The sequence below is a fragment of the Geodermatophilus sp. DSM 44513 genome (assembly GCF_032460525.1).
Taxonomy (GTDB): domain Bacteria; phylum Actinomycetota; class Actinomycetes; order Mycobacteriales; family Geodermatophilaceae; genus Geodermatophilus.
In genome coordinates this window covers 3,427,989-3,445,017 of the sequence record NZ_CP135963.1, presented here as the reverse complement: position 1 = coordinate 3,445,017, position 17,029 = coordinate 3,427,989, and the positions used below count along the sequence as shown (strand labels likewise).

The window sequence follows — 17,029 nt, the reverse complement described above, 5'->3', positions numbered from 1 at the left end:
CGCCCGGGAGCACCCCGGGCGACCGACACAGGAGGAACACCCCCGCATGGACGTCATGGCAGAGCTCGTCGGCAGCATCGGTTCGGTCGGCTACGGCCTGGCCGCCATCGGCCCGGGCATCGGCGTGGGCATCGTCTGGGCCGCCTACATCCAGGCGACCGCCCGGCAGCCCGAGTCCGCCGGCCTGACCCGGACCTACGCCTTCCTCGGTGCTGCCCTCTCCGAGGCGCTCGCGCTCATCGGTCTGGTGGTCCCCTTCATCTTCGGGCCCGGTCAGGCCTGATCCCCGGCCCCTGCAGGCCTCTCTCTGACGTAGGGACGTGCACAGCATGAACACCCTGGCTGCGGAGTCGGCCAACCCGCTGCTCCCCCCGGTCGGCGAGATCGTCATCGGGACGATCACCTTCGCCATCGCCTTCTTCGTGCTGGCGAGGTTCGTCTGGCCGCGCTTCGAGCAGGTCTTCCGGGCCCGCCGCGAGGCGATCGAGGGCGGCATCGAGCGGGCCGAGGCCATGCAGGCCGAGGCCAAGGCGGCGCTGGAGCGCTACCAGGCCCAGCTGGCCGAGGCCCGCACCGAGGCCGCGCAGATCCGCGACCAGGCACGCGCCGAGGGCCAGCAGATCCTCGAGGAGCTGCGGGCCCAGGCCCAGCAGGAGTCCGCCCGGATCGTCGCCCGGGGCGAGGAGCAGCTGGCCGCCAACCGCCAGCAGGTGGTCAACGAGCTGCGCGGGCAGATCGGCAAGCTCGCCGTCGACCTCGCCGGCCGCGTCGTCGGGGAGTCCCTGGAGGACCAGGCCCGCCGCAGCGGCACCGTCGACCGCTTCCTCGACCAGCTCGACGGCATGTCCGCCGGCGCCTCCGTGAACGGCCGGGGCGGGGCCACCGGCAGCTCGGTGTACGTCCCCCAGGGCGACCGCTGATGGACGCCTCCAGCCGCGGGGCGCTCACCGAGGTGCGCGAGCGCCTCGCCGAGCTCACCCGGCCGGCGTCCGGCCTGCTGGAGCGGGCCCGCGACCGCATCACCGGGCAGGACCGCGCCGCCACCAGCGACGAGATGGTGGCGCTGGCCGACGAGCTGTTCGCCGTCGCCCGGCTGCTCGACGGCCAGGTCTCGCTGCGCCGGGCGCTGTCGGACCCCTCGGGCTCCCCGGCCGACCGGGCCGGCGTGGTGCGGCGGCTGCTGTCCGGCCGGGTCTCCGACGTCACGCTCGACCTGGTCGAGACCGCGGCCCGGCAGCGCTGGTCGCGGCCGCTGGACCTGGTGGAGGCGACCGAGACCCTGGCCACGGACGCCGCGCTGGAGGCCGCCGAGGCCCGCGGGGAGCTCGACGGCGTCGAGGACGAGCTGTTCCGGTTCGGACGTATCGTCGGCGGCGATGCCCACCTGTCCCGGATCCTCAGCGACCGCACCGCCCCGGCCGAGGGCAAGGCCGCGCTGCTCGACCGGCTGCTCGCCGGCCGGGTCAGCCCGGTCACCGCGCTGCTGCTGCGCGGCCACCTCAGCGGCCGGGCCGTCGGCAACGCCGAGAACGTCGTCGAGCGGCTGTCGGAGGCGGCCTCCCGGCGCCGCGGGCAGTCGGTGGCCCGCGTGACCACCGCCGTCGAGCTCACCGCGGACCAGGAGCGGCGGCTGTCCGAGCTGCTGACCCGGCTGTACTCCCGCCCCATCGGCCTGCAGGTGATCGTCGACCCCGCCGTCCTCGGCGGCCTGGTCATCCGCGTCGGTGACGAGGTCATCGACGGCAGCGTCGCCCACCGCCTCGAGGCCGCCGGCCGACGACTCGTCGGTTGACCGGCGACCCACCCAGACACCACCCGAGCAGGGAAGAGGACACCACGCCATGGCCGAGCTGACGATCTCCGCGGACGAGATCCGCAGTGCCATCCAGAACTACGTCACCGAGTTCTCCCCCGACGTGTCTCGGGAGGAGGTCGGGATCGTCACCGAGGCCGGCGACGGCATCGCCCGCGTCGAGGGCCTGCCCTCGGTCATGACCAACGAGCTGCTCGAGTTCGAGAGCGGCGTCCGCGGTCTGGCGCTGAACCTCGACGTCCGCGAGGTCGGCGTCGTCATCCTCGGCGACTACGCCGGCATCGAGGAGGGCCAGCAGGTCCGCCGCACCGGCGAGGTCCTGTCCGTGCCAGTCGGCGACGACTACCTCGGCCGCGTGGTCGACCCGCTGGGCAACCCGATCGACGGCGCCGGCCCGGTCACCACCACCGGCCGTCGCGCCCTGGAGCTGCAGGCGCCGACCGTGGTGCAGCGGCAGTCGGTGCACGAGCCGATGCAGACCGGCATCAAGGCCATCGACGCCATGACCCCGATCGGCCGCGGCCAGCGCCAGCTGGTCATCGGCGACCGGCAGACCGGCAAGACCGCCATCGTCACCGACACGATCATCAACCAGAAGGCCGCCTGGGCCACCGGGGACCCGGCCCAGCAGGTCCGCTGCATCTACGTCGCCGTCGGCCAGAAGGGCTCGACGATCGCCGCCATCCGCGCCTCCCTGGAGGAGGCCGGCGCGATGGAGTACACGACGATCGTCGCCGCCCCCGCCTCGGAGGCCGCGGGCTTCAAGTACATCGCCCCCTACACCGGCTCGGCCATCGGCCAGCACTGGATGTACGAGGGCAAGCACGTGCTGATCGTGTTCGACGACCTGTCCAAGCAGGCCGAGGCCTACCGCGCCGTGTCGCTGCTGCTGCGCCGCCCGCCGGGCCGCGAGGCCTACCCCGGCGACGTCTTCTACCTCCACTCCCGGCTGCTGGAGCGCTGCGCGAAGCTCTCCGACGACCTGGGCGCGGGTTCCATGACCGGCCTGCCGCTGGTGGAGACCAAGGGCAACGACGTGTCGGCCTACATCCCGACCAACGTCATCTCGATCACCGACGGGCAGATCTTCCTGGAGACCGGTCTGTTCAACTCCGGTGTCCGCCCGGCGATCAACGTCGGCATCTCCGTCTCCCGGGTGGGCGGCTCGGCGCAGATCAAGGCGATGAAGTCCGTCGCCGGCCGGCTGCGCCTGGACCTCGCGCAGTACCGCGAGCTGGAGGCCTTCGCCTCGTTCTCCTCCGACCTGGACGCCTCCAGCCGGGCCACCCTCGAGCGGGGGCAGCGGCTGGTCGAGCTGCTCAAGCAGGGCCAGTACGAGCCCTACCCGGTGGAGCGCGAGGTCGTCTCCCTGTGGCTGGGCACCACCGGCAAGCTGGACCGGGTGCCGGTCGGCGAGGTCCGCCGCTTCGAGCGCGAGTTCCTCGACCACGTCGCCCGCAACCACGGCGGGGTCTACGACGGGATCCGGCAGAGCCGCACCCTCGGGGACGACGCCGTCCAGAGCCTGGAGACCGCCGTCGAGCAGTTCTACGGCCAGTTCCAGACCGCCGAGGGCGGCACGCTGCGGGTGCACGACGAGGAGGCCGAGGCGATGGACGCGTCCGAGCGCGGCCAGGAGCGCGTCCAGGTCAAGCGGAGCGCCTGACCGTGGCCAGCAACCTGCGCGCGCTGCGCCGCCGCATCCGCTCCACCAAGTCGACGAAGAAGATCTTCTCGGCCCAGGAGCTGATCGCCGGCGCCCGCATCGTGCGTGCCCAGGCCCGGGTGGAGGCCTCCAAGCCCTACGCCAGGGAGATCACCCGCGTGTTGTCGGCCCTGGCCGGGTCGGCGTCGCTGGACCACCCGCTGCTCACCGAGCGCCAGGGGGCCCGCCGGGCCGCGGTCCTCGTGATCACCTCCGACCGCGGGTTCGCCGGCTCCTACAACGTCAACGTGCTGCGCCGCACCGAGGAACTGCTCGCCCTGCTGCGCCAGGAGGGCAAGGAGCCGGTCCTCTACGTGGTCGGCCGCAAGGGCGAGACCTACTACTCCTTCCGCAGCCGCCCGGTGGCCGAGACCTTCACCGGGTTCTCCGAGCAGCCCGGCTACGCCGACGCCCAGCGCGTCGGGGAGCAGCTGATCGCCGCCTTCACCGCCGGTGAGGACGACGACGACGGCGGCGCCGGTGCCGACGGCGTGCTGGGCGTGGACGAGCTGCACATCGTCTACACCGAGTTCCGGTCGCTGCTGGCGCAGATCCCGGTCGCCAAGCGGATGGCCCCGCTGGAGGTCGAGGAGGTCGAGGAGTTCGACTACGAGCGCGAGGACCGCGACGCCGGGCGCACCGGTGACTCCGGCGTCCCGACGTCCTACGAGTTCGAGCCCTCCCCGGACGCCCTGCTCGACGCCCTGCTGCCCAAGTACGTGACGACGCGCATCTTCGCCGCGATGTTGGAGTCGGCGGCGTCGGAGTCCGCGTCCCGGCGCCGGGCCATGAAGTCGGCCTCGGACAACGCCGAGGAGCTGGCGAAGAACCTGTCCCGGCAGGCGAACCAGGCCCGCCAGGCGGAGATCACCCAGGAGATCAGCGAGATCGTCGGCGGCGCGGACGCACTGGTGTCCGCCGGCGCCGACGACTGATCCGACCCACACCCCAGACAGCCAGTCCCAGGGCAGGAGAGCACCACACATGACCGTCACCGAGGACCGTCCGACCACCCAGACGAGCGGTCGCGTCGTCCGGGTCACCGGTCCGGTCGTCGACGTCGAGTTCCCGCGCGACGCGATGCCCGACCTGTTCAACGCCCTGGAGGTGGAGGTCACCCTCGCCGACCTGGGCAAGACGCTGACCCTCGAGGTCGCCCAGCACCTCGGCGACAACGTGGTGCGCACCATCTCCATGGCGCCCACCGACGGCCTGGTCCGGGGCGCCGAGGTCCGCGACACCGGCTCGGCGATCTCCGTTCCCGTCGGCGACGTGACCACCGGCCACGTGTGGAACGCCCTCGGGCAGTGCCTGGACACCCCGGGTTACGGCCTGGACGCGCCGCGCTGGCAGATCCACCGGCACGCGCCGCGCTTCGACCAGCTCGAGGGCCGCACCGAGATGCTGGAGACCGGCATCAAGGTCATCGACCTGCTGACCCCCTACGTGGCCGGCGGGAAGATCGGCCTGTTCGGCGGCGCTGGGGTGGGCAAGACGGTGCTCATCCAGGAGATGATCCGCCGGGTCGCCCAGGAGTTCGGCGGCGTGTCGGTGTTCGCCGGCGTCGGTGAGCGCACCCGCGAGGGCAACGACCTGATCACCGAGATGACCGAGTCCGGGGTCATCGAGTCCACCGCGCTGGTGTTCGGCCAGATGGACGAGCCCCCGGGCACCCGGCTGCGGGTGGCCCTGTCGGCGCTGACGATGGCCGAGTACTTCCGGGACGAGAAGAACCAGGACGTGCTGCTCTTCATCGACAACATCTTCCGGTTCACCCAGGCCGGTTCCGAGGTCTCCACGCTGCTGGGCCGGATGCCCTCCGCGGTGGGCTACCAGCCGACCCTCGCCGACGAGATGGGCGAGCTGCAGGAGCGGATCACCTCGACGCGGGGCCACTCGATCACCTCGCTGCAGGCGATCTACGTGCCGGCCGACGACATCACCGACCCTGCGCCGCACACCACCTTCGCCCACCTCGACGCGACGACCGTGCTCAGCCGGCCGATCTCGGAGAAGGGCATCTACCCGGCGGTCGACCCGCTGGACTCCACCAGCCGGATCCTCGACCCGCAGTACGTGGGCCAGGAGCACTACCAGATCGCCCAGACGGTCAAGCAGGTCCTGCAGCGCTACCAGGAGCTGCAGGACATCATCGCCATCCTCGGCATCGACGAGCTGTCCGAGGAGGACAAGGTCACGGTCAACCGGGCCCGCCGCGTCGAGCGCTTCCTGTCGCAGAACATGTTCGTGGCCGAGGCGTTCACCGGGCAGCCCGGTTCCTACGTGCCGGTGGCCGAGACGCTGCAGGCGTTCAAGGCGATCACCGACGGCGAGTACGACAGCACCCCGGAGCAGGCCTTCTTCATGTGCGGCGGCCTCGAGGACCTCGAGCGCAACGCCGACAAGCTGAAGAAGGGGTGAACCCGGCCCCCTGACCAGGGGACACCGGGTACCGCGTCGGGACGGCCGGCTCCCCCTCTGGGGGGAGCCGGCCGTTCCCACGTGTCCCGGCGGTGCTGTGGGGTAGCCCCCGCCGGGCGGCGCGGACCCCGGGGTGCGCGCTGTTCAAGTGCCCGCAGCACCGTGCCGATCAGGGTCGGGGCGGCCGGGTAGGCCGGACGACGATCCAGGAGAGCGCACGTGGACGGCACGACGGTGAGCAGGACGGACGGCACCGACTGGAGCTGGCCGCCGTCGGCGTCCGTGCCCCACGTCGGGGGCCGCGCGTTCCACACCGACTCCTGGGCGCCGGCCTCCACCGTCCGCCGCCCCTGGGTGCGCGTGGGCCGCTGGACCCTGCTCTACCGCCGCTGCGCCTGAAACAGGACCCCCTCGCCCCCCACGCCTCGCCCCCCACGCCTCGCTCCGCTCGGCGCGGGACCCTGCGAGGGGGCCGTTCCAGCACGTCACCGGGCTCGGGTCGGGGCCGGACGAGGACGCCGTTAGAGTGGGCGCGACCCATCGCCGTGTCCGTCCCGGGCGTGGCGTCCGTACCGCCGGTCGGTGGACCCGAGGAGTGTCGTGGCGACCCTGCATGTCGAGTTGGTGGCCGTCGAGCGGATGATCTGGTCCGGCGAGGCCAGCATGGTCGTCGCGCGCACCACCGAGGGGGAGCTCGGCGTCCTGCCCGGCCACGCGCCGCTGCTGGGCCAGCTCGCCGAGGGGGGCGTCGTGACCGTCCGCACCGTCGAGGGCGAGGACATGGTCGTCGCGGCCCACGGCGGCTTCCTGTCGGTCACCGACCGCGGTGTGTCGATCCTGGCCGAGACCGCCGAGATCTCTGGCGAGATCGACGTCGAGCGCGCCCGTGAGGCGCTGCGCCGTGCCGAGTCCGCGGGGGACGACCCCGAGGCCCTGGCCGCCGCCCGGCGGGCCCAGTCGCGGCTGCGCGCCGCCGGTCAGGACGCCTGACCCGCTGCGGTCCCACCCGACCCCCCGGCGGCCCGGATGACGACCGAACTGCTCGTCCTGGCCACCGTGGTCGCCGTCGTCGCGCTGGTCGTGGCCTTCCTGCTGCGTCGCCGATTCCTGCTCTCCGGCCTCGGCGCGGTCACCATGTGGCTGCGCCCGGCCGGCTCACCCCGCTGGTCGGTGGGGGTGGCCTGGTACGGCGGTGACTCGCTGCTCTGGTACCGCGCGCTGTCGCTGTCGGTGCGCCCCCAGCAGCGGCTGTGCCGCTCGGAGTTCCAGGTGCAGAGCCGGCGCCGCGCCGCGGCCGCCGACGTCTCCCTGCCGCACGACGTCGTCGTCCTCGCCTGCCGGACCGCCGCCGGCCCCCGCGAGCTGGCGATGGACACCTCGACGGTGACCGGTTTCCTGTCCTGGGTGGAGTCCGCCCCGCCGGTGCGATGAAGGGCCGCCCTTCCCCCCACACCTCGCTCCGTTCGGCGCGGGCCCCTGAAGGGCGGCCGTTCCATCATGTTCCGTTTCGGGCGGCCCGCTGGGCGTGCGCGCCGCTGTGCGCGCCGGGCTCCCACAGCACGTCGCCGCCGGGGTTGGCCACGCGGGACAGGATGAACAGCAGGTCCGACAGCCGGTTGAGGTAGCGCGCGGTCTCCTCGTTGGTGCGCTCGCCGTCGACCTGCAGCAGCGCCCACACGCTGCGCTCGGCCCGGCGGACGACGACCCGCGCCTGGTGCAGCAGCGCGGCCAGTGCGGTGCCCCCGGGCAGGATGAAGCTGGTCAGCGCGGGCAGCGCCTCGTTGTGCCGGTCGCAGGCCGCCTCCAGCCGCTCGGTGTAGGCGGCGGTCACCCGCAGCGGTGGGTACTGCGGGTCCGGCACGACCGGCGTGGACAGGTCGGCGCCGACGTCGAAGAGGTCGTTCTGCACGCTGCGCAGCAGCTCGGTGAGCTCCGCGGACGGCGACCCCAGGGCGAGGGCCACCCCGATCACGCTGTTGGCCTCGTCGACGTCGGCGTAGGCGACCAGGCGCGGGTCGGTCTTGGTCACCCGGCTCATGTCGCCGAGGTGGGTCTCCCCGGCGTCACCGGTCTTCGTGTAGATGCGGGTCAGCCGGACGGTCATGTGACCGAGCGTAGAAGAAGGACCCTCCTGCCCCCCAGGAAGGACCTCCCGGCCCCCCCGTCCCTCGCAAGCTCGCGGCGGGACCCTGCCGGGAGGCCGTGCAGGCGTGCGGGCGGGAGCGGGCAGCGGGCCCCCGTAGGGTGGGCCGGTGGAGTGCTTCGAGGTCACCGGCGGCACGGCCCTGACCGGGCGGGTGCGGGTCACCGGCGCCAAGAACAGCGCCCTCAAGCTCATGGCCGCCGCGCTGCTGGCCGCCGGGCGGACCACCGTCGACGAGGTCCCCGACATCCTCGACGTGGCCATCATGAGCGAGGTGCTGCGGCGGCTGGGCTGCGAGGTCAGCTACGAGCGGCACCCGCAGGGCGGCGGGGGACGGCTGGTCGTCGACGTCCCCGACCAGCCGTCCACGGAGACCGACTACGACCTCGTCCGCCGGATGCGCGCATCGATCAGCGTGCTGGGGCCCCTGGTCGCCCGCTGCGGTTCGGCCCGGGTGGCCCTGCCCGGCGGTGACGCGATCGGGTCCCGCGGGCTGGACATGCACATCTCCGGCCTGGAGCGGCTGGGCGCGACCATCCACAGCGAGCACGGCTTCCTGGTCGCCTCCGCGCCCAAGCTGACGGGCACGAGCATCTGGCTGGACTTCCCCTCGGTCGGGGCCACGGAGAACCTGGTCATGGCCGCCGTCCTCGCCGAGGGCACGACGGTCATCGACAACGCCGCCCGCGAGCCGGAGATCACCGACATCTGCACGATGCTCACCGCGATGGGCGCGCAGATCGAGGGCGCCGGCACGTCGACGATCACCGTCGACGGGGTCTCGTCGCTCAAGCCCGTCACCTACACGACGGTGCCCGACCGGATCGTCGCCGGCACCTGGGCGATCGGCGCGGTGATGACCCGCGGGGACGTCGTCATCGAGCGCGCGGTCGCCGACCACCTCACCGTCGCACTGGCCAAGCTCACCGACGCCGGCGCGCACGTCGAGCCGCTGCCCGACGGGCTGCGGGTGGCGATGGAGGGCCGCCCGCGCTGCGTGGACGTCGTCACGCTGCCCTACCCGGGCTTCCCGACCGATCTGCAGCCCATGGCGGTCGCGCTGGCGGCGGTCTCCAGCGGCACCGCGCTGATCACCGAGAACGTGTTCGAGGGCCGCTTCATGTTCGCCAACGAACTCGTCCGGCTCGGCGCCTCGGTGCGCATCGACGGTCACCACGCCGTCGTCCGCGGCCGGGAACGGCTCTCCAGCGCGCCGGTGCTGGCCACCGACATCCGCGCGGGCGCCGGCCTGGTGCTCGCCGGTCTGGTCTCCGACGGCGTCACCGAGGTGCAGGACGTGCACCACGTCGACCGCGGTTACCCCGACTTCGTCACCCAGCTGCGCGGCCTGGGTGCGCAGATCGAGCGGGTGCAGCGGCCCTAGGCCGCAGGGAACGACGCGATCAGCGCCCGGGCGCGCGCGGCGTCCTGAGGGAAGACGAGCACCTCGGCACGGTTCGCCCGTGGGGTCCGGATGGTCGAGCGGATGCCGGCGTCGGAGAGCACGGCCCGCAGCGCGAGGGCCGACTCCCGCCGCGTGAGCGTCACGACGGGCACGAGCAAGCCGTCCTCCGGCGAGGGCGGGGTGGCCTTCACCCGCTTCACGGGTCCGCCCGGACCGGAGAAGGCCCACCGCATGAACAGCCCGATGAGCAGCAGCACTGCGCCGATGATCACGAAGCTGAGCGGCGCCCAGTCGCTGCCCGCGTACATGCTCCCGAGTGTGCCACCGGCGCGCGTGCCGGCGACGCACTCACTACTGGCCGGTAACAACACCTACACTCCGCGGCCATGCCGTTCCCGTCGACGCCGGGTGAGCGCGACCGCCCCTGGGTCATGCGCACCTACGCCGGTCACTCCTCACCGGCCGAGTCCAACGCGCTGTACCGGCGCAACCTCGCCAAGGGGCAGACCGGCCTGTCGGTGGCCTTCGACCTGCCGACCCAGACCGGCTACGACCCCGACTCCGAGCTGTCCGTCGGCGAGGTCGGCAAGGTCGGCGTGCCGGTCGCCCACCTCGGCGACGTGCGGGCGCTGTTCGACGGCATCCCGCTCGACGAAATGAACACGTCGATGACGATCAACGCCACCGCCATGTGGCTGCTCGGTCTCTACCAGGTGGTCGCCGAGGAGAACGGGCACGACGTCGCCCGGCTGGCCGGGACGACGCAGAACGACATCATCAAGGAGTACCTGTCGCGGGGCACCCACGTGTTCCCGCCGGGGCCGAGCATGCGGCTGGTCACCGACACGGTCGCCTACACGGTGACGGCGATGCCGCGGTGGAACCCGATCAACATCTGCAGCTACCACCTGCAGGAGGCCGGGGCGACGCCGGTGCAGGAGATCGCCTACGCGATGAGCACCGCGGTCGCCGTCCTGGACGCGGTGCGCGACTCCGGCCAGGTGCCGCCCGACCGCTTCGGGGACGTCGTCGCGCGGATGTCCTTCTTCGTCAACGCCGGCGTCCGCTTCGTCGAGGAGCTGTGCAAGATGCGCGCCTTCACCCGGCTGTGGGACGAGCTGACGCGCGACCGCTACGGCATCGAGGACCCCCGGAACCGCCGGTTCCGCTACGGCGTGCAGGTCAACTCGCTCGGCCTGACCGAGGCGCAGCCGGAGAACAACGTGCAGCGGATCGTGCTGGAGATGCTCGCCGTCACCCTCTCCCGGGACGCCCGCGCCCGCGCCGTCCAGCTGCCGGCGTGGAACGAGGCGCTCGGCCTGCCCCGCCCGTGGGACCAGCAGTGGTCGCTGCGGCTGCAGCAGGTGCTGGCCCACGAGACCGACCTGCTGGAGTACGACGACCTGTTCACCGGTTCGGTGGTCGTGGAGGCCAAGGTCGCCGAGCTGGTCGAGGGCGCACGGGAGGAGATGGCCCGGGTCGAGGAGCTCGGCGGGGCGGTCGCTGCGGTGGAGTCCGGCTACATGAAGGGCCGGCTGGTGGCCTCGCTGGCGCAGCGCCGCCGCCGGATCGAGAGCGGCGAGGACGTCGTCGTCGGCGTGAACCGGTTCGAGTCCACCGAGCCGAACCCGCTGCTGGCCGACCTCGACACCGCCATCCAGGTGGTCGACCCCGCGGTCGAGGCCGCCGCGTGCGCCTCGGTGCAGGAGTGGCGCGCCCGCCGCGAGCCCGAGCCGGTGCGCCGGGCGCTGGACCGGCTGCGCGCCGCCGCCGGCACTGACGAGAACCTCATGGCCGCCACCCTGGAGTGCGTCCGCGCCGGGGTGACGACGGGGGAGTGGGCCGGCGTGCTGCGCGAGGTGTTCGGCGAGTACCGGGCGCCCACGGGGGTCGCCGCGGCCGCCGTGGGTCCGGTGGCCGACGCCGCGCTGGCCGAGGTGCGGGAGCGGGTGCGGGCCACGGGCGCTGAGCTCGGCGGGCGGCTGCGGCTGCTGGTCGGCAAGCCCGGCCTGGACGGGCACTCCAACGGCGCCGAGCAGATCGCCGTCCGCGCCAGGGACGCCGGCTTCGAGGTCGTCTACCAGGGCATCCGGCTGACCCCCGCGCAGATCGTCCGGGCCGCCGTCGAGGAGGACGTGCACGTCGTCGGCCTGTCGGTGCTGTCCGGCTCGCACCTGCAGGTGGTGCCGGCGGTGCTGCGCGGGCTGCGCGAGGCCGGCCTGGACGACGTCCCGGTGGTGGTCGGCGGGATCGTGCCCGACGGCGACGCCCGCCGGCTGCGCGAGCAGGGCGTGGCCCGGGTGTTCACCCCCAAGGACGTCGGGTTGACCGGCATCATGGGCCAGATCGTCGACGTGGTCCGCCAGGCGAACGGCCTGGACCAGCAGGTGGAGGTCGCCGCTACAGCCGGATGACCCCGCCCCCGGTGGCGCTGCGGCGGGCGGCGTCGAGCACCGTGGCGGTGGCCACGGCGTCCCGCGGGTCGACCGGCACCGGCCCCCGCCCGCGGACGGCGGCGGCGAAGGCGGGGTGGAAGGTGTCCCAGCGGCCGCGCTCGGTCGGCACCACGACGCCCTCGTCGCCGCGGCGCAGCCGGCCCCAGCGACCCTCCGGCTCCGCGCCCCAGCGCCCGCCCAGCGTGGCCGGGGTGTGCCCGGCCAGCAGCGCGTCCTCCTGCCCGTCCATCGGCCCGCCCACCACGTAGGCGCCCTCGGTGCCGGCCACCCGGAAGCGGTCCCCGGGCGCGCCCTGGCTCCAGCTGCCCCACAGGTGCGCGCGGGCCCCGCCGGCGTGGGTGAGCGCGACGAAGACGTCGTCGTCCAGACCCGAGGCGCCCAGCCGCCACTCGGCGTAGACGGTGTCCACCGGGCCGAGCAGCACCAGCGCCTGGTCGACCAGGTGGCTGCCGAAGTCCAGCAGGGTGCCGCCGCCCGCGGCCGGCGGGCCGGGCTCGGGCGCAAACCGCTCGAAGCGCGACTCGAACCGGGTGACGGTGCCCAGCCGGCCGGCGTCGACCAGCGCCCGCACGGTGCGGAAGTCGGAGTCCCAGCGCCGGTTCTGGTACGGCGCCAGCGGCAGGCCGCGCTCGGCGGCGAGGGCCACCGACCGCCGCGCGGCCGCCGCGTCGAGGGCGAACGGCTTGTCGCAGACCACGGCCAGGCCCAGCTCCAGCGCCCGGTCGGTCAGCGCGCTGTGCGTGTCCGCCGGGGTGGAGATCGCCACCGCCTCCGCGCCGGCGGCGGCCAGCTCCTCCAGGGAGGCGACGGTGGGCAGCCCCGGGTGCTCGGCGGCGACCTGCGCGCGGCGCTCGGCCGAGGTGGTCACCACGCCGAGCAGGTCGACCTCCGGTGCGGCGGCCAGCAGCGGCGCGTGGAACCAGCGCCCGCCGAAGCCGTAGCCGACCAGGCCGAAGCGCACGGGGTCCATCCCGCGATCATGCCCTGCCGGTCAGCGCAGCCGGGGGCCGAAGCGGACGTCGACACCGGGGGAGAACAGCACGCTGTCCGGCGGACCGCCCACCGAGGGGAACCCGGCGGCGGCCCGCAGGTCGTCCGCGCAGCCGAGCAGCTCGGCGGCGTGCAGCGGCCAGGCCGGGTGCTCGTTGGGCCAGTAGGCCAGCCGGCCGCCGGCGGTCTGGTGCAGCCCCCAGCGGCCGGTGAGGAAGCCGGCCAGCGGGCCGGGGTCGGCCAGCCGCGCGCCCACCCGGACGGCGACCCGCCCGCCGGCACCGCGCGGCCCGGGCCAGCGGCGGCGCGAGGTGTAGGTGACCACGTCGCCGTCGCGGTGCACCCGCATCCGCGCCCAGCAGTACGGCAGCCCGGCTCCCCAGCGGGCGGCGAGCACCGGCAGCAGCCGGTCGGCGTCCAGCGACCGGAACACCACGCCCCGGCGGCCCTGCCCGTCGGCGGAGTACAGCCGGACGTTGGTCTCCGCGAACGAGCCCGCCCACGGCACGCCCGGGGCGCCGAGCAGCCCGATCCGGCGCATCCGGAACGGGATCAGCCCGACGTGGGTGGCGCCGTCCAGCACGTCGGGCCGGGTGCCGGCCGGCAGCAGCGGGGCGACCAGGGCCGGGTCCACCGCCCAGTGCAGGAAGGTGACGTCGCGCCAGCCCTGGGTGAACACGGTGCGCCCGGCCGGGCGGGGGGCGGTGTCGGTCACCAGCTCGGGTTCCACGCCCCGAGCGTCCCAGCCCGTTGCCCCGAGGCGGCCTGCTCCGTTGCCCCCACCCGCCCCTCCGTGGTGTGGTCGCCCCATGAGCGCAGCAGGTGAGCCCCGGGTCGAGCGGGACGGCGACGTCGTCACCCTCACGATGTGCCGGCCCGCCCGGCGCAACGCGCTGTCCCGCGACCACCTGCAGCAGCTGCTGGCCGCGGTGCGGACGGTGGGCGACAGCGACGCCGCCGGGCTGGTGATCGCCGCGGAGGGGCCGGTGTTCAGCGCCGGGCACGACTTCGCCGACGTGGCCGGCCGGCCGGTCACCGAGGTGCGCGACCTGCTGCAGCTGTGCACCGAGCTGATGCAGACGCTGCACGACGTCCCGCAGGTGGTGGTGGCCCGCGTGCACGCCCTGGCCACCGCCGCCGGCTGCCAGCTGGTCGCCTCCTGCGACCTGGCCGTGGCCGCCGAGTCGGCCGCCTTCGCCGCCCCGGGCGGCAAGGGCGGCTGGTTCTGCCACACCCCGATGGTGGCCATCGCCCGCGACATCGGCCGCAAGCGGGCCATGGAGCTGGCGCTCACCGGCGACGTCATCGACGCCGCCACCGCGCTGGACTGGGGCCTGGTCAACCGGGTGGTGCCCGACGACGCGCTGGACGACGCCGTCGCCGAACTCGTGGACCGGGCCACCCGCGGCTCGCGGGCCAGCAAGGCGTGGGGCAAGCAGACGATGCACGCCCAGCTCGGCCGGCCCGAGCGGGACGCCTACACCACCGCGGTCGAGGTCATGGCCGCCGCCAGCCAGCTGCCCGGGGCGGTCGAGGGCATGTCGGCGTTCCTGGAGAAGCGCCGCCCCGTCTGGTCGGACTGAAGAAGGACCCCCTGCCCCCCGCCGCTCGCGAGCTCGCGGCGGGCCCCTGCAGGGGGCCAGTTCCAGCACCTCGCCTGGGGGTGAGACTGCGCACAGGGGGATGGGACGGCGCGGGGAGCGCCTTGTGGCCTGACGTGCGCGACAGGTGGGACCTCACCCGGCGGCGTGCGCTGGACTTCGGACGGATGACGGCCGACTCCTGAGCGCCCGCGCGCTACGCCGTCCCCACCCTCCGTCTCCAGGAGAAGTCCTCCGTGCTCGCTCGTCTCCGCCGTGTCCCGTTCGCGGCGCAGGTCCTCCTCGCCCTCGTGCTGGGCGTCGCCCTCGGCCTCCTCGCCCGGGACCTCGGTCCCGTCGCCGACGGGACGCCGAACTGGCTGACCAGCACCCTGCAGACCGTCGGCAGCACCTTCGTCACGCTGCTGCGGGTGCTCGTCCCCCCGCTGGTGGTCACCGCGGTGATCGTCAGCATCGCCAACCTCCGGCAGGTGTCCAACGCCGCCCGGCTGGCCGGGCAGACGCTGCTGTGGTTCGCGATCACCGCGCTGATCGCCGTCTCCCTGGGCATCGGCCTCGGGCTGCTCACCGAGCCCGGCCGCAACAGCTCCGTCGACGCCGCCGCCCAGGAGGTGCTCGCGACCACCGGCGGGTGGTGGGACTTCCTCACCGGCCTGGTGCCGGACAACGTGCTCGGCCTGCAGACCGGCGCCGACGGCAGCCTGTCGTTCAACGTGCTGCAGCTGATCGTGCTCTCGGTCGCCGTCGGTGTCGCGGCCCTCAAGGTGGGCGAGCCGGCCGAGCCGTTCCTGGCGCTGGTCCGCTCCGCGCTGGCCGTGGTGCAGAAGCTGCTGTGGTGGGTGATCCTGCTGGCCCCCCTCGGCACCGTCGGCCTGATCGGCAACGCGGTGGCCAGCTACGGCTGGGGGTCCCTCGGCTCGCTCGGCGTCTTCGCCGGGTCCGTGTACGCCGGCCTGGTCCTCGTGCTGTTCGTCGTCTACCCGGTGCTGCTGCGACTGCACGGCCTCTCGCCGCTGCGCTGGTTCGCCGGTGCCTGGCCGGCCATCCAGCTGGCCTTCGTGTCCCGCTCCTCCATCGGCACGCTGCCGGTGACCGAGCGGGTGACCGAGCAGCTCGGGGTCCCGCGGTCCTACGCGTCCTTCGCCGTCCCGCTGGGCGCCACCACGAAGATGGACGGCTGCGCGGCGATCTACCCGGCGCTGGCGGCGATCTTCGTCGCGCAGTTCTTCGGCGTGGACCTGTCGCTCACCGACTACCTGCTCGTCGCGCTGGTCTCCGTCGTCGGGTCCGCGGCCACCGCCGGGGTGACCGGTGCGGTGGTCATGCTGACGCTGACCCTCTCCACGCTGGGCCTGCCGCTGGCCGGCGTCGGCCTGCTGCTGGCGATCGACCCGATCCTGGACATGGGCCGCACCGCGGTGAACGTCGCCGGCCAGGCGCTGGTGCCGACCATCGTCGCCAAGCGCGAGGGCATCCTGGACCTCGACCGCTTCCGCTCGACCTCCCCGGCCGACCCGGTGGCCCGGCTCGAGGTCGACGAGGACCTGCGCCGGCCCGTCCAGGTGTAGGCCCCGCGGCGCCTCAGTCCCCGCCCAGGTCGGCGCAGCCGGTCTCGTGGGGCAGCAGGGGCCGCAGGGTCAGGGTCCACCGGCCGCCGTCGCCGGCCACCCACGGCGTCAGCGTCGTGGCGCCCGCGGCGGCGGCCAGCACCGCCTCGGCCTCCGCGCCGCGGGCGGTGACGCAGGACAGGCCCAGCCCGCCCGGCAGCGGCTCGCCGGGCAGCGCGGGGCCGGGCCACGGCAGGTCGGGCTGGACGAGCTCCGGCTCGGCCGGCGGGGTCCACGGCGCGACCACGGCGGCCACCGACCCGGCCGGGTACGGTCCCGGGCCGGTGGCCCCCAGGGTCTCCGGGGCGCCCAGCACGCCCAGCAGGTCGAGCAGCTCCCCGCGCGCCGCGCGCTGCTCGGCGGTGAGCCCGGCGTCCTTGGGCAGCTCGACCAGTGCGGCCACCTCGCGGACCGACGTCCCCTGGTCGGTGACCAGGGTGAACCGCGTCGCCGGGACGTCGGCCAGCGGCGGGGAGCCCAGGTCGTCGTCGGCGGTCACCCCGGCCGCCACCGCACGGTCGACCGCCGCCTGCAGGCCGTCGGCGTCCAGCTGCCACTGCTGCAGGGAGGGGAGGGCCGGCGGCGGGTAGACCTCGATCTGCGCACCCGGCGCCACCACCCGGCCGTCGGCGTAGACGGCGACCAGCGGCAGGCGGGCGGCCAGGGCCTCCGGGGTGGTGAACCCGCCGACGTGCTCGACGGCCAGCACCAGCCGCCCCGGGCCGTCGGCGACCGGCACCGGCCGGGCGGCGGCCCCGCCGTCCCCGGCGCAGCCGGCCAGCAGCAGGAGGAGGGCCAGGAACGGGGCACGGCGCACCCGGTCAGGGTCCCGCGTCCCCGGCCCGGTCCCGGCGCGCCGGGCGCGTCGTCACCGGTTCGGTACCGTCG

Annotated in this window: 18 protein-coding genes; 13 read left to right on the top strand and 5 right to left on the bottom strand. The window is 74.3% G+C overall.

The window, feature by feature from the left end; genetic code table 11:
- Positions 1 to 46 precede the first annotated feature (46 nt).
- The 9 genes from atpE to RTG05_RS16620 all read left to right on the top strand — a co-directional run bounded on the left by atpE (position 47) and on the right by RTG05_RS16620 (position 7,370).
- Positions 47 to 283, top strand: a complete 237-nt coding sequence (gene atpE / locus RTG05_RS16660; RefSeq protein WP_166526050.1) for an ATP synthase F0 subunit C — start codon at positions 47 to 49, stop codon at positions 281 to 283.
- Positions 284 to 329: 46 nt separating this feature from the next.
- A complete protein-coding gene (locus RTG05_RS16655) occupies positions 330 to 920 on the top strand; it encodes a F0F1 ATP synthase subunit B (protein WP_166526049.1) in 591 nt (196 codons plus the stop codon).
- Positions 920 to 1,792: a F0F1 ATP synthase subunit delta gene (locus tag RTG05_RS16650; protein WP_166526048.1), complete on the top strand. Its 873-nt coding sequence runs from the start codon at positions 920 to 922 to the stop codon at positions 1,790 to 1,792. Before RTG05_RS16655 ends, RTG05_RS16650 begins: the two co-directional genes overlap by 1 nt.
- A 49-nt stretch (positions 1,793 to 1,841) precedes the next feature.
- Entirely contained in the window at positions 1,842 to 3,479 is a 1,638-nt protein-coding gene (gene atpA, locus RTG05_RS16645) for a F0F1 ATP synthase subunit alpha (protein ID WP_166526047.1), read from the top strand.
- A gap of 2 nt (positions 3,480 to 3,481) precedes the next feature.
- Entirely contained in the window at positions 3,482 to 4,453 is a 972-nt protein-coding gene (locus tag RTG05_RS16640; RefSeq protein WP_166526046.1) for a F0F1 ATP synthase subunit gamma, read from the top strand.
- Between the two features lie 49 nt (positions 4,454 to 4,502).
- On the top strand, positions 4,503 to 5,939 hold the full coding sequence (gene atpD / locus RTG05_RS16635; RefSeq protein WP_166526045.1) for a F0F1 ATP synthase subunit beta: 1,437 nt from the start codon (positions 4,503 to 4,505) through the stop codon (positions 5,937 to 5,939).
- Between the two features lie 219 nt (positions 5,940 to 6,158).
- On the top strand, positions 6,159 to 6,338 hold the full coding sequence (locus tag RTG05_RS16630; protein WP_166526044.1) for a hypothetical protein: 180 nt from the start codon (positions 6,159 to 6,161) through the stop codon (positions 6,336 to 6,338).
- A gap of 201 nt (positions 6,339 to 6,539) precedes the next feature.
- Positions 6,540 to 6,929 carry a F0F1 ATP synthase subunit epsilon gene (locus RTG05_RS16625; protein ID WP_166526043.1) on the top strand — a complete coding sequence of 130 codons (390 nt, stop codon included), beginning with the start codon at positions 6,540 to 6,542 and terminating at the stop codon, positions 6,927 to 6,929.
- Positions 6,930 to 6,965: 36 nt separating this feature from the next.
- A complete protein-coding gene (locus RTG05_RS16620; RefSeq protein ID WP_166526042.1) occupies positions 6,966 to 7,370 on the top strand; it encodes a DUF2550 domain-containing protein in 405 nt (134 codons plus the stop codon).
- Positions 7,371 to 7,434: 64 nt separating this feature from the next.
- Here RTG05_RS16620 and RTG05_RS16615 read toward each other — a convergent pair whose 3' ends face one another.
- Positions 7,435 to 8,043, bottom strand: coding sequence for a cob(I)yrinic acid a,c-diamide adenosyltransferase (locus tag RTG05_RS16615; RefSeq protein WP_166526041.1), 609 nt, complete (start codon positions 8,041 to 8,043; stop codon positions 7,435 to 7,437).
- Between the two features lie 148 nt (positions 8,044 to 8,191).
- Here RTG05_RS16615 and murA point away from each other — a divergent pair, with 148 nt between their 5' ends.
- Positions 8,192 to 9,466, top strand: a complete 1,275-nt coding sequence (gene murA, locus RTG05_RS16610) for a UDP-N-acetylglucosamine 1-carboxyvinyltransferase (protein WP_166526040.1) — start codon at positions 8,192 to 8,194, stop codon at positions 9,464 to 9,466.
- Here the strand turns inward: murA and RTG05_RS16605 are convergent.
- A complete protein-coding gene (locus tag RTG05_RS16605) occupies positions 9,463 to 9,795 on the bottom strand; it encodes a hypothetical protein (protein ID WP_166526039.1) in 333 nt (110 codons plus the stop codon). The two genes, murA and RTG05_RS16605, sit on opposite strands and share 4 nt — an antisense overlap.
- A gap of 78 nt (positions 9,796 to 9,873) precedes the next feature.
- Here RTG05_RS16605 and RTG05_RS16600 point away from each other — a divergent pair, with 78 nt between their 5' ends.
- On the top strand, positions 9,874 to 11,901 hold the full coding sequence (locus RTG05_RS16600; protein WP_166526038.1) for an ethylmalonyl-CoA mutase: 2,028 nt from the start codon (positions 9,874 to 9,876) through the stop codon (positions 11,899 to 11,901).
- On the opposite strand, the gene RTG05_RS16595 is transcribed toward RTG05_RS16600, so the two are convergent.
- Together RTG05_RS16595 and RTG05_RS16590 are read right to left on the bottom strand one after the other, a co-directional pair.
- Complete coding sequence (locus RTG05_RS16595; RefSeq protein ID WP_166526037.1) at positions 11,888 to 12,913, bottom strand: Gfo/Idh/MocA family protein; 1,026 nt, start codon at positions 12,911 to 12,913, stop codon at positions 11,888 to 11,890. The genes RTG05_RS16600 and RTG05_RS16595 overlap by 14 nt on opposite strands.
- 21 nt (positions 12,914 to 12,934) lie before the next feature.
- Positions 12,935 to 13,663: a YqjF family protein gene (locus RTG05_RS16590; protein ID WP_166526036.1), complete on the bottom strand. Its 729-nt coding sequence runs from the start codon at positions 13,661 to 13,663 to the stop codon at positions 12,935 to 12,937.
- Positions 13,664 to 13,742: 79 nt separating this feature from the next.
- On the opposite strand from RTG05_RS16590, the gene RTG05_RS16585 reads away from it, so the two are divergent.
- Entirely contained in the window at positions 13,743 to 14,516 is a 774-nt protein-coding gene (locus RTG05_RS16585; RefSeq protein WP_166526035.1) for an enoyl-CoA hydratase-related protein, read from the top strand.
- Between the two features lie 254 nt (positions 14,517 to 14,770).
- Entirely contained in the window at positions 14,771 to 16,102 is a 1,332-nt protein-coding gene (locus RTG05_RS16580; RefSeq protein ID WP_166526034.1) for a dicarboxylate/amino acid:cation symporter, read from the top strand.
- A gap of 13 nt (positions 16,103 to 16,115) precedes the next feature.
- On the opposite strand, the gene RTG05_RS16575 is transcribed toward RTG05_RS16580, so the two are convergent.
- Complete coding sequence (locus RTG05_RS16575) at positions 16,116 to 16,958, bottom strand: hypothetical protein (protein ID WP_166526033.1); 843 nt, start codon at positions 16,956 to 16,958, stop codon at positions 16,116 to 16,118.
- Between the last annotated feature and the right edge of the window lie 71 nt (positions 16,959 to 17,029).

Excerpts from the sequence above, each read along its gene's own strand:
- atpE (WP_166526050.1), top strand. The coding sequence starts at position 47 with ATGGACGTCATGGCAGAGCTCGTCGGCAGCATCGGTTCGGTCGGCTAC.
- RTG05_RS16655 (WP_166526049.1), top strand. The coding sequence starts at position 330 with ATGAACACCCTGGCTGCGGAGTCGGCCAACCCGCTGCTCCCCCCGGTC.
- RTG05_RS16650 (WP_166526048.1), top strand. The coding sequence starts at position 920 with ATGGACGCCTCCAGCCGCGGGGCGCTCACCGAGGTGCGCGAGCGCCTC.
- atpA (WP_166526047.1), top strand. The coding sequence starts at position 1,842 with ATGGCCGAGCTGACGATCTCCGCGGACGAGATCCGCAGTGCCATCCAG.
- atpD (WP_166526045.1), top strand. The coding sequence starts at position 4,503 with ATGACCGTCACCGAGGACCGTCCGACCACCCAGACGAGCGGTCGCGTC.
- RTG05_RS16620 (WP_166526042.1), top strand. The coding sequence starts at position 6,966 with ATGACGACCGAACTGCTCGTCCTGGCCACCGTGGTCGCCGTCGTCGCG.
- RTG05_RS16615 (WP_166526041.1), bottom strand. The coding sequence starts at position 8,043 with ATGACCGTCCGGCTGACCCGCATCTACACGAAGACCGGTGACGCCGGG.
- RTG05_RS16605 (WP_166526039.1), bottom strand. The coding sequence starts at position 9,795 with ATGTACGCGGGCAGCGACTGGGCGCCGCTCAGCTTCGTGATCATCGGC.
- RTG05_RS16600 (WP_166526038.1), top strand. The coding sequence starts at position 9,874 with ATGCCGTTCCCGTCGACGCCGGGTGAGCGCGACCGCCCCTGGGTCATG.
- RTG05_RS16595 (WP_166526037.1), bottom strand. The coding sequence starts at position 12,913 with ATGGACCCCGTGCGCTTCGGCCTGGTCGGCTACGGCTTCGGCGGGCGC.
- RTG05_RS16585 (WP_166526035.1), top strand. The coding sequence starts at position 13,743 with ATGAGCGCAGCAGGTGAGCCCCGGGTCGAGCGGGACGGCGACGTCGTC.